Source organism: Streptomyces sp. MS191 (assembly GCF_008042125.1).
Taxonomy (GTDB): Bacteria; Actinomycetota; Actinomycetes; order Streptomycetales; family Streptomycetaceae; genus Streptomyces.
The window spans coordinates 495693-506755 of sequence record NZ_RDBI01000040.1 but is presented as its reverse complement, the minus strand read 5'-3'; the positions used below and the strand labels follow the sequence as shown (position 1 = coordinate 506755).

Here is an 11063-nt window from a genome sequence, read left to right as displayed (position 1 = left end):
GTCCGTGGCCCCGCGCGCGGCGAGCGCCGACAGCGCCTCGTGCTGCCCGGCCGCGCCGTCGCCGTCCTTGTCGAAGGTGATCTCCCGGTACGGCTCCACACTCATCCCGGCCATGGGCGGTCCGCCCCTCCGTGTCGAGGACACTGTCGCGGGAGGAGCCCGAGGGTCCCTCCCGCGACAGCATCCTGCGCGCACGGGAGGACGGCCAGGGTTTCGGCGCGGACGCGCCGCGGAGACCACCGGGAAGTGCGGCAACAGGCCGTACGGGGCGGCCGGGCCACGGACGGGCCGTGGCCCGGCGACCTGGCCGGGCGGGACTCGCCCGGCCGGCGCCCCCGGCTGCCGGAACCGCCGCCGCACCCCGATGTCAGCGCGTTCTCAGCGGTAGAGCAGGTGCTCCCGGCGCACGGCGCGGAAGGCCGCCAGGTCCGCGGCCCAGGCGCCGACCACCTCGTCCGTGTCCGCGCCCGCGTCGACGAGGGTCCGCACCCGGGTGGAGCCGGTCAGCTTGTCGATCCAGTTGTCCGGACGCCAGGCGAACCCGCTCCACGACCGCTTCGCGCTGACCAGCAGCCCGATGCCGGTGCGTACCGGGTCGAAGACGTCGCGGTCGTGCACGTGGAGCTGGACGCCGCCGACCGTCTTCCCCTGGAACTTGGAGAAGGTCGGGGCGAAGTACGCCTCCCGGAATCGGACCCCGGGCAGCTCCAGGGCGTTCGCCTCCTCCGCCCAGCGCCGGTCGATCCCCTCCGCGCCCAGCAGTTCGAAGGGGCGGGTCGTGCCGCGCCCCTCCGAGAGGTTGGTGCCCTCGAAGAGGCAGGTCCCGGAGTAGACGAGCGCGGTGTCCGGCGTCGGCATGTTCGGGCTCGGCGGCACCCAGGGCAGCCCGGTCGTGTCGAAGAAGTCCCGGCGCCGCCACCCCGACATCGTCACGGTCTCCAGCCGGACCGGCGTCGTCAGGAACTCGGCGTTGAACAGCAGGGCCAGTTCCGCCACGGTCATCCCGTGCGCCTGGGCGATCGGTTCGCGTCCCACGAAGGTCGCGAAGGCCCGGTCCAGGACCGGGCCGAGGGCCGCCCGCCCGGTGACCGGGTTCGGTCGGTCGAGGACGACGAAGCGCTTGCCGGCCAGCGCGGCGGCCACCATGCAGTCGTACAGCGTCCAGATGTACGTGTAGAAGCGCGCGCCCGCGTCCTGGATGTCGAAGACGACGGTGTCCACGCCCGAGGCGGTGAACACGTCGGCGAGCGGCTGACCGCTCTTCAGGTACGTGTCGTAGACGGGCAGTCCGGTCGCCGGGTCGTCGTGGCGGCCCTCCGAGCCGCCCGCCTGCGCGGTCCCCCGGAAGCCGTGCTCGGGGCCGAAGACGGCCGTCAGGTCCACCCGGTCGTCGGCGTGCATGACGTCCACGATGTGCCGGGCGTCGGCGGTGATCCCGGTCGGGTTGGTGACGATGCCGACCCGCTCTCCGGCGAGGAGCGCGTAGTCGTCGGCGGCGAGCCGGTCGAACCCGGTGCGCACCCGGCGCCCGCCCTCGTGCGCGGCGGCCGCGGGGGCGGCCACGGCCCCCGCGCCCAGGGCGCCGCCGGCGGCGAGCAGACCCCGTCTGGACAGGCTCATGCGGAAACCTCCTTGATCGCCTTCCCTGACATGGGCACGCACGCTAGCGCCTGCACCGGCCGCGCGGAACGAGGCGTGCGGTGCGAGGTGCCGCCGAAGAGGGCTTCCGTCCCGACATACCGACTGGTTAGTCTGCTGTCACTGTCGCAACGGAGAGGCGGGTCCCGATGAGTACGGTGCAGGGCGCTGGAGTGGTCGTCACGGGTGCGGGAGGCGGGATCGGCGCGGCGCTGGCACGCCGGTTCGCCGCCGAGGGCGCCCGGGTCGTCGTCAACGACCTCGATCCCGGCCGCACCAAGGCCGTCGCCGAGGAGATCGGCGGCCTGGCGATCGCGGGCGACGCCTCCGCCATCGTCGAGGAGGCCCGCGACGCCCTCGGCGGCCCCGGCTCCATCGACGTGTGGTGCGCCAACGCGGGGCTGGCGTCCCCCGGCGACGCCTTCGCCGACGAGGCCGTCTGGGCCGCCGCCTGGGACGTCAACGTGATGGCGCACGTCCGCGCGGCACGTGCCCTGCTGCCCGAGTGGCTGGAGCGCGGCAGCGGCCGCTTCGTCTCCACCGTCTCCGCCGCCGGCCTGCTCACCATGGTCGGCGCCGCGCCGTACAGCGTCTCCAAGCACGGCGCGTACGCCTTCGCCGAATGGCTCTCGCTGACCTACCGGCACCGCGGGGTCAAGGTCCACGCGATCTGTCCGCAGGGCGTCCGCACGGACATGCTCACGGCCGCCGGATCGGCCGGCGAACTCGTGCTCGCCCCCACCGCCATCGAGCCCGAGGACGTCGCCGACTCCCTCTTCGACGCCATCGACACCGACCGCTTCCTGGTCCTGCCGCACGCCGAGGTCGCCGGCTACTACCAGGCCCGCGCGACCGACCCCGAACGCTGGCTCGGGAACATGAACCACCTCCAGCAGAAGTGGGAAGGGGCCGGCGCGTGACCTCGATCTACGCCGCGATGCCCTGGGTGGCCCAGCTCAGCGAGGCGCAGCGCGCCCCGATATCGCCGCCGCCCACCGTGCTGCACGCCTTCCGCGCCGCCGCCGCCCGCACCCSTGACCACCCCGCCCTCGCCTACTTCGACGGCCGTCTGACCTACCGCGAGACGGACGCGCTCTCCGACTCGGTCGCCGGGCACCTCGCCGCCCGGGGCGTGGCCCGCGGCGACCGGGTCGCGATCATGCTCCAGAACAGCCCCCACTTCGTGCTGGCCCTGCTCGGCGCCTGGAAGGCGGGCGCCACCGTCGTCCCGCTCAACCCCATGTACAAGTCGGGCGAGGTCGGCCACGCCCTGCGCGACTCCGGCGCCACCGCCCTGATCTGCTCCGACCGCGCCTGGGAGAGCCATCTGCGCGACACCGCGGCCGCGGCCTCCGTCGGCGTCACGCTCACCGCCTGCGAGCGTGACCTGCAGACCCGCGACGACCCCCGGGTGCTCTCCTTCGAGCGGGTCCCCACCGAGACCGACGACCTGGTCGAGGTCGCCCGCGCCGGTCACCCCGCCCCCGCGGACCGCGACCCCGGCGCCGACGACGTGGCCCTGATCAGCTACACCTCCGGCACCAGCGGAACCCCCAAGGGCGCCCTCAACCTCCACCGCGGCGTCGTCCACAACGCCGAACGCCAGCGCACCGGTCACCCCGTCCCCGCGGGCGCCGGCTACTTCGCCCTCGCGCCGCTCTTCCACATCACCGGCCTCGTCTGCGAGCTCGGCGCCTGCTTCGTCAACGCCGGGACCCTCGTCCTCGCCTACCGCTTCGAGGCCGGGGTCGTGCTCGACGCCTTCCTGGAGCACCGGCCCGCCTACACGGRCGGACCCTCCACCGCCTTCATGGCCCTCGGCGCCCACCCCGCCGCCACCCCCGACCACTTCTCCTCGTTCCTGGTCGTCTCCTCGGGCGGCGCCCCCGTGCCGCCCGCGCTGGTCGAGAGGTTCCGCGCCGGCTTCGGCCCGTACATCCGGAACGGCTACGGCCTCACCGAGTGCACCGCGCCCTGCGCCGCCGTGCCGCCGGAGAAGGAGGCACCGGTGGACCCCGTGTCCGGGACCCTGTCGGTCGGCGTCCCCGGACCCGACACCCTCGTGCGCATCCTGGACGAGACGGGTGCCGAGGTGCCCTTCGGGGAGCAGGGCGAGATCGCGGTCCGCGGCCCCCAGGTCGTGCCCGGCTACTGGGGGATGCCCGAGGCCACCGCCGCGACCTTCCCCGACGGGGAGCTGCGCACCGGCGACATCGGCTTCATGGACGCGGACGGCTGGCTCTACGTCGTCGACCGCAAGAAGGACATGATCAACGCCTCCGGCTTCAAGGTGTGGCCCCGGGAGGTCGAGGACGTGCTCTACACCCACCCGGCCGTCCGGGAGGCCGCGGTCGTCGGGGTGCCCGACGCCTACCGGGGAGAGACCGTCAAGGCCTACGTCAGCCTGCGCCCAGGAGCCGAGGCGAGGCCCGAGGAACTGTCCGCCCACTGCGAGCAGCGCCTGGCCGTGTACAAGTATCCGCGCGAGGTCGAGATCCTGGCGGAGCTGCCCAAGACGACAAGTGGGAAGATCCTCAGGCGGGAACTCCGTTCCCGCCCGTGACGACGATGACGAGAGAGAGGCGGCGGCGCATGGCCAGGACGACGGACGGGAGCGGTACCCCCGTCCCCCAGAGGCTGCTGGCCGCCGCCACCCGGCTCTTCGCCGAGCAGGGCTACGACCGGACCTCCGTGCAGGAGATCGTCGAGGCGGCGGGGGTCACCAAGGGCGCGCTCTACCACTACTTCGGATCCAAGGAGGACCTCCTGCAGGAGGTCTACTCCCGGGTGCTGAGGCTCCAGCAGGAACGGCTCGACGCCTTCGCGGGCGCCGACGCCCCCGTCGAGCAGCGGCTGCGCGCCGCCGCCGCGGACGTGGTCGTCACCACCATCGAGAACCTCGACGACGCCTCGATCTTCTTCCGCTCGATGCACCACCTCAGCCCGGAGAAGAACAAGCAGGTGCGGTCCGAGCGGCGGCGGTACCACGAGCGGTTCCGGGCGCTGATCGAGGAAGGCCAGCAGGCCGGCGTGTTCACCACCGAGACCCCCGCGGACCTGGTGGTCGACTACCACTTCGGGTCCGTCCACCACCTGTCCACCTGGTACCGGCCGGACGGCCCGCTCACCCCGCAGCAGGTCGCCGACCAGCTGGCCGGGCTGCTGCTGCGGGCGCTGCGGCCCTGACGTCGCCGGGGCGCGACGGGCCGGGCCCGGCCCGCGGCGCCCCCGGTGGACCGGGCGCCCGCGCAGGTCCACGCTGGAGACATGAGCAACCGCGTACCACGGCTGTGGAGCGCGGCCTACGGACCGTCGCGCGCCCCGCTCACCCGCCTGCTCGCCCGCGGTGCCCTGCGGGTGACCGCGTTCGTCCGCGAGCTGGCCCTGGCCGACCACCGGCCGTTCGTGAGCCTGTGACCCGCGCCCCCTCCGAGGCCGCACCCCACCCTCCTGCGCACCCGCGTCACCGCCTTTCGGGTTCCCCGGTCCCCGAGCGGGCGCGGAAGGTATAACTTCCGGGTGGAGGTCGACCGAAGGCTCGTCGTCGCCGGCACCGGTGGCTACGACCACGAAGACGAACTGCCTCTCGTGCGCGAGGAGTTGAAGGCAGCCATCCGGCTCTTCGGCGGCCTCGGCTACCGCCTCGACGAGCGGATCGAGGAGGTCACCGCCGCGGAGCTCCGGTCCCGTCTGGCGGACTGGGCATCCCGCTGCGACCACACCGGCGAGGCCGTCGTCGTCTACTGCACGGGCCACGGCGCCCAGGGGCCCGACCGGCACTACCTGCTGTGCCGGGACAGCCACGGACAACGTCTGAACGGCACCGCGCTGGCCGCCGAGGACCTCACCCGCCTCGTCCTGGACGCGGGCGCCGAACGCGTCCTGCTCGTCGTCGACACCTGCTACGCGGGCGGGGCGGGCGCGGACGCCGCGCGGATCGCCGACACGCTGCACCGCTCGCTCCGGGACGGCGCGGGCCGCGGCGGCGGCCTGACGGACTTCTCCGTCATCGCCGTGGCCCGCGCCGGGGAACCGGCCGCGCCGATGGTCTTCGCCGGCGCCCTGGAGACCGCGCTCGCCCGGCTCTCGCTCTCCCACAAGCAGCAGTACCTGTCCGTGGAGCAGGTGGTCCACACCGTCAACGACATCTACCGCGGCCTCGGCATGCATCAGACCGCCCACGCGCACGTCGAGACCGAGGGGTACGCCTTCTTCTCCTTCGAGAACTCCGGCTACCGCCCCGAAGCGCTCTACGACGACTGCGATCTCGCCGAACTCACCGTCCGCCTGAGCCCCGAGGGGCGCCGCCGCCGCGCCGAGCTGGAGAACCACTTCGTCCCCCGGGCCCGCGGTTTCGAGGACGGCGGCGCGGCCGGCCGGGCCTCGTACTTCATGGGCCGCACCGCCGAACTCGACCGCCTCACCACGTGGCTGGGAGGCGGAGACGGCGGGTGGGGCAGGGGAGTGGTGGTCACCGGGGGCCCCGGCGTCGGCAAGTCCGCGCTGCTCGGCCGGCTGCTCCTGCGCGCCGCGTCCCCCGCCTCGGCGACCCCCGTCCCCACGGCGATCCACGCCCGCCACCGCTTCCTGGAGGACATCGTCGCCGGCATCGCGGACGCGGCCGGCCTCGACGGCGCGACCACCGTCCAGACGCTGCTGGTGGGCCTCGCCTCGCGCCGGGAACCGCTCGCCGTCCTCGTCGACGCCCTCGACGAGGCGGGCGAGGCCGGCGCCGACGACGCCGAGGCCCGGCGCGTCGCCACCCTGCTCCTGGCGCCGCTGTCGCGCATTCCCTGCGTACGGCTCCTGGTCGGCACGCGGCGGCACGTCCTGGACGCACTGCGCGGCGAGCTGTCGGTGCTGGACCTCGACGACCGGCTCGCCGCCAGCCGGGACGACGTCGCACGGTACGCCCGACGGCTGCTCCAGGCTCCCGACGGGCCCGGCAGCACCGGGCCCTACGACGACCCCACCGCCGTCGCCGTCGCCGAGGAGATCGCCGACCGGGCCGGGGGCAGCTTCCTCTCCGCGCGGATCGCCGCCCGCTACCTCGGCCGCATGCCCGGCTCGATCGACCTGACCGACCCGGGCTGGCGCGCCGGGGTCCCGGTGGTGGGGGAGGCGCCGGGCGAGACGTTCCTGCGGGTCCTGCGGCACCGGCTCGGCGCGCAACGGGCCCGCGGCCTCCCCCTGCTGGGGGCGCTCGCCCTCGCCCAGGGCCGCGGCCTGCCACCCGACGAGGTGTGGCGCGCCGCCGCCGGAGCACTGGGCCGGCGGTCGTACTCCTGGGAGGACGTCGAGTGGATCGTCCGGGCCGCGGGCGAGCACCTCGTGGAGGACCTCGACGAGTCCGGCCGGTCCGTCTACCGGCTCTACCACCAGTCCTACGCCGACGCCCTCGCCGCCGACATCACCCCGGCCGCCAGGGACCGGGTGGCCCGGGCCCTGTACGCCCTCGTTCCTCGCGTCGACCGGGTGCGGGACTGGCCCGCCGCGCCCGCGTACGTGCTGCGCCACCTCGCCGAGCACGCCGAGGGAACCGACCTCCTCGACGTCCTCGCCCTCGACCCCGCCTACCTGCTCACCGTCGACACCGACGCCCTCCGACGCGTCCTGGACCGCGCCCCGTCGGGCCCGGCCCACGACACGGCCCGCACCCTGAACCACGGGGCGGCCCTCCTCCGGACCACCGCGGACCCGCCCACCCGCGCCGCACGCCTGAGACTGTCCGCCCTCCAGTCCGGCGCCGGACCCCTCGRCCGGGCCGTCCGCGACCATCACCCCGACCTCCCCTGGGACACCCTCTGGGCCGACGTCGCTCCCGTCCCGTACACCACGCTCGGCACCCTCTCCGCGCCGGTCGGCGGCGCCGCCGTCGTGACCGCGCACGGCCGGCCGGTCCTCGTGACGGCCGAGACCGGCGGCCCGGTATCGGTCTGGGACTGCGCCGACGGCCGGCCGCTGGGACTGCTGCCGGGTGACGTCGGCCGGGTGACCGGGGTCCACGGCCGCGACGGGCACCCGTGGGCGGCCCTGCGGACCAGGACCCACGTCTGGGTCTGGGACGTGGAGAGCCGGGACCTGATCGGAGCGATCGAGCACGAGGGCCGTGCCGCGCTCGTCGACTGCGCGGTGCTCGCCCTGGACGGCCGGTGCGTGCTGGTGACCCTCGACGCGAGGGGCGAGGTCGTCCTGCACGACCTGACGCGGGACCGCGTCCTCGCCCGGCTGCGCGAGGGACGGCGGCGCAGACCGTGGCAGGCGGTCCGGCTGGCGGCGGGACCCACGGGGGACGGCGGGTTCCGTGTCGCGACCGTCGTCGAGTGGCATCAGGACGAGCTCTCGTTCCGCCGGGCCCGGCTGACGGTCTGGGAGACCGGTCCGGACGCCGGGCGGCCGGCCCGGACATGGACCCGCGTGCTGCGCGGACGCCGGGTCTCCGCCCTCGCCGTCCACGGCGCGACCGTGGCCGTGGCGACGAGGCGTGCCTGGCTCCCCCCGCGCGGGGGCCGCTCCCTCGCGCGGGAAGTGCGCGGACTGAGGGTCGTCGAGTGGGCCGGGGGCCGGCGTCATCTTCCCGCCCTGCGCGTCTGCCCGGGTGCGCCGGACGGCACGGGGCTGTGGTCGCTCTACGAAGCGGGGGGCACGGTGTTCGCCTTCGACGAGCGGGGCGAGGCGGCTGCCGCGACCCCGGTCGACGCCCCGGTGCGGCACCTCCTGGCGGCCGGTCGCGGGCCGCAGGGCCTGTGGCTGGTCTCGCTGGCCCCCGACGCCGCGTCCGCCAAGTCCTGGACGCTCGCCCCCGGTGGCGCCCACGACGCCGAGGACGCCGTGGACACGTCCATGGCGGTCGGGACGAGCGACGGCCGCCCCGTGGTCGCGAGCCGCCGCGGGCCACGGGTGCGCCTGCTGGATCCGGAGACCGGTGCCGAACTGCGCGCCGACGCCATCGACACCGGCTTCGTCGCGGGCACTTCGGGGGCGCCCCTGATGCGGCTGCGCCCCGGGAAGCGGGCCGTCACGGAGCTGTGGGGCGGTGCGGACGGCGAGGCCGTCGACCGCCGCGGCACCGTGGACGACCTGCGGCCCGTCCTCCTGGGCGAGGTCCCGCACGTGGCGCTGGTCAAGGACTTCGGCGGCCTGGGCGAGAAGTACCTGGTGCTGCGAAAGCCGACCGGCGCCACCGTGTGGGCGGAAGGGGCGGGGCTCGTGCGAGTCGGGCCCCTGCGCGCCGTTTCCGCCGGGTCGTACGTCCTCATGGCCGTGGCCGGCGCTCTTCCGAGCAGCGGCGGCAACGACCAGGGAGCGTTCGACTTCGGTCCGGAGATCTACATGCTCGCGGTCCGCTCGCTGCCGGGCCATGCCGTCCACCACTGGGAGGAGGTGTACTCCCGGGACCTCGTGCACGACGTGGGCGTGTGGCCCGGAGGCCCGGTCGTCGGGTACGTCACGGCGGACGGACGCCTGGTCGTCCGCACCCGCTTCCTCCCCCCGGGGACGAGGAGCCGGGACCGTCACCCGCCCGAGCCCGTGACGCGGCCCGACTCCGCCCGGATCTCGGTCCTCCGGCTCCAGACCCGGCACGGGCGGCCGACCGTCCTGACGGCCACCGCCGACGGGTACGTCACGCTCTTCGCCGCCGCGGCGGRCGACGAGCAGCCCGAGGTCCTGCACCGGATCCCGCTCGGCTGCGCGGTGCGCGACCTGGAGTGGGTGGACGACGAGCGGCTCGCCGTCCACACCGCCACCGGCGTGATCTGCCTCAGGCTGCCCTGAACGCGGCTGCCGCTACAGGTACTTCTTGATCTCGCGGCGCGCCAGCGAACGCTGGTGCACCTCGTCCGGCCCGTCCGCCAGCTTCAGCGTCCGCGCCGCGGCCCAGAGTTCGGCCAGCGGGAAGTCCTGCGAGACACCGCCCGCGCCGTGCACCTGGACCGCCTTGTCGATGATGTCCACCACCGCACGCGGGGTCGCGATCTTGATCGCCTGGATCTCCGTGTGCGCGCCGCGGTTGCCGACCGTGTCCATCAGCCAGGCGGTCTTGAGGACCAGCAGCCGCAGCTGCTCCACAGACACCCGCGCGTCCGCGATCCAGTTCTGCACCACGCCCTGCTGGGCGATCGGCTTGCCGAAGGCCGTGCGGGACACGGACCGCCGGCACATCAGCTCGATGGCCCGCTCGGCCATGCCGATCAGCCGCATGCAGTGGTGGATGCGGCCCGGGCCGAGCCGCGCCTGGGCGATGGCGAAGCCGCCGCCCTCCTCGCCGATCAGGTTCGACGCCGGGACGCGGACGTCGTGGAAGAGCACCTCGGCGTGACCGCCGTGGGAGTGGTCCTCGTAGCCGTACACCTGCATCGCGCGCCGCACCTCGACCCCGGGGGTGTCGCGCGGTACGAGGATCATCGACTGCTGGCGGCGGACGTCCGAGCCCTCGGGGTCCGTCTTGCCCATCACGATGAAGATCCGGCAGTTCGGGTTCATCGCCCCGGAGATGTACCACTTGCGGCCGTTGACGACGTACTCGTCGCCCCGGCGCTCGATCCGGGTCTCGATGTTCGTCGCGTCCGACGAGGCCACCTCGGGCTCGGTCATCGCGAACGCCGAGCGGATCTCCCCGGCGAGCAGCGGCTCCAGCCACTGCTTGCGCTGCGCCTCGTCGCCGAACTGGGCCAGCACCTCCATGTTCCCGGTGTCCGGGGCGGCGCAGTTGAGGGCGGTCGGCGCCAGGTGGGGGCTGCGGCCGGTGATCTCGGCGAGCGGCGCGTACTGGAGGTTGGTCAGCCCCGCCCCGTACTCCGCGTCGGGCAGGAAGAGGTTCCACAGGCCCTGGCGCTTCGCCTCGGCCTTGAGGTCCTCCACGACGTCCGGGGTGTCCCAGGGCGAGGAGAGCAGCGCCCGCTGCTCGTGCTCGACCCGCTCGGCCGGGTAGACGTGCTCGTCCATGAAGGCGAGCAGGTTCGCCCGCAGTTCCTCGGTGCGGGCGTCGAACGCGAAGTCCATGGCGGATCAGCCTTCCTGGAGGGTGGTGAGGCCGTGCTCGATGAAGACGGGGACCAGGTCGCCGATCCGGTCGAAGCCGGCGCCGACGGTCTGCCCGAGGGTGTAGCGGTAGTGGATGCCCTCCAGGATCACGGCGAGCTTGAACCAGGCGAAGGCCGTGTACCAGGAGATGGCGGAGGTGTCCCGGCCGGAGCGGGCGGCGTAGCGCTCGATCAGCTCGGCGGGATCGGGGTGTCCCGCGGCGGCCGCGGTGGTGCTGACGGGGGAGTGGGGAAGGTCCAGCTTCGCGCTGTACATCACCAGCAGGCCGAGGTCCGTCAGCGGGTCGCCGAGCGTCGACATCTCCCAGTCGAGGACCGCCTTGATGCGGTCGTCCTCGCCGATCAGCACGTTGTCCAGGCGGTAGTCGCCGTGGACGACGG

The 11063-nt window shown here is 74.3% G+C and carries 8 protein-coding genes; 5 read left to right on the top strand and 3 right to left on the bottom strand.

The window, feature by feature from the left end:
* Nucleotides 1-378: 378 nt before the first annotated feature.
* Nucleotides 379-1620 carry an exo-beta-N-acetylmuramidase NamZ family protein gene (locus tag EAO71_RS09200; RefSeq protein ID WP_147977275.1) on the bottom strand — a complete coding sequence of 414 codons (1242 nt, stop codon included), beginning with the start codon at nt 1618-1620 and terminating at the stop codon, nt 379-381.
* 167 nt (nt 1621-1787) lie between these two features.
* On the opposite strand from EAO71_RS09200, the gene EAO71_RS09195 reads away from it, so the two are divergent.
* From EAO71_RS09195 to EAO71_RS09180, 5 genes are all read left to right on the top strand, one after another.
* Nucleotides 1788-2558 carry an SDR family oxidoreductase gene (locus EAO71_RS09195; protein ID WP_147977274.1) on the top strand — a complete coding sequence of 257 codons (771 nt, stop codon included), beginning with the start codon at nt 1788-1790 and terminating at the stop codon, nt 2556-2558.
* 17 nt (nt 2559-2575) lie between these two features.
* Nucleotides 2576-4201: an AMP-binding protein gene (locus tag EAO71_RS09190; RefSeq protein WP_187282731.1), complete on the top strand. Its 1626-nt coding sequence runs from the start codon at nt 2576-2578 to the stop codon at nt 4199-4201.
* Nucleotides 4202-4230: 29 nt separating this feature from the next.
* Nucleotides 4231-4824, top strand: a complete 594-nt coding sequence (locus EAO71_RS09185; protein WP_147977272.1) for a TetR/AcrR family transcriptional regulator — start codon at nt 4231-4233, stop codon at nt 4822-4824.
* A gap of 81 nt (nt 4825-4905) precedes the next feature.
* A complete protein-coding gene (locus EAO71_RS37565) occupies nt 4906-5055 on the top strand; it encodes a hypothetical protein (RefSeq protein WP_187282616.1) in 150 nt (49 codons plus the stop codon).
* Nucleotides 5056-5157: 102 nt separating this feature from the next.
* Nucleotides 5158-9414 (top strand): AAA family ATPase, encoded by a 4257-nt coding sequence (locus EAO71_RS09180; protein WP_147977271.1) that lies wholly within the window; start codon nt 5158-5160, stop codon nt 9412-9414.
* A gap of 12 nt (nt 9415-9426) precedes the next feature.
* Here the strand turns inward: EAO71_RS09180 and EAO71_RS09175 are convergent, their stop codons facing one another.
* Both EAO71_RS09175 and EAO71_RS09170 read right to left on the bottom strand, forming a co-directional pair.
* Complete coding sequence (locus EAO71_RS09175) at nt 9427-10641, bottom strand: acyl-CoA dehydrogenase family protein (RefSeq protein ID WP_147977270.1); 1215 nt, start codon at nt 10639-10641, stop codon at nt 9427-9429.
* Nucleotides 10642-10647: 6 nt separating this feature from the next.
* On the bottom strand, nt 10648-11063 hold a 416-nt coding region (locus EAO71_RS09170; protein ID WP_147979186.1), incomplete at its 5' end, for a phosphotransferase.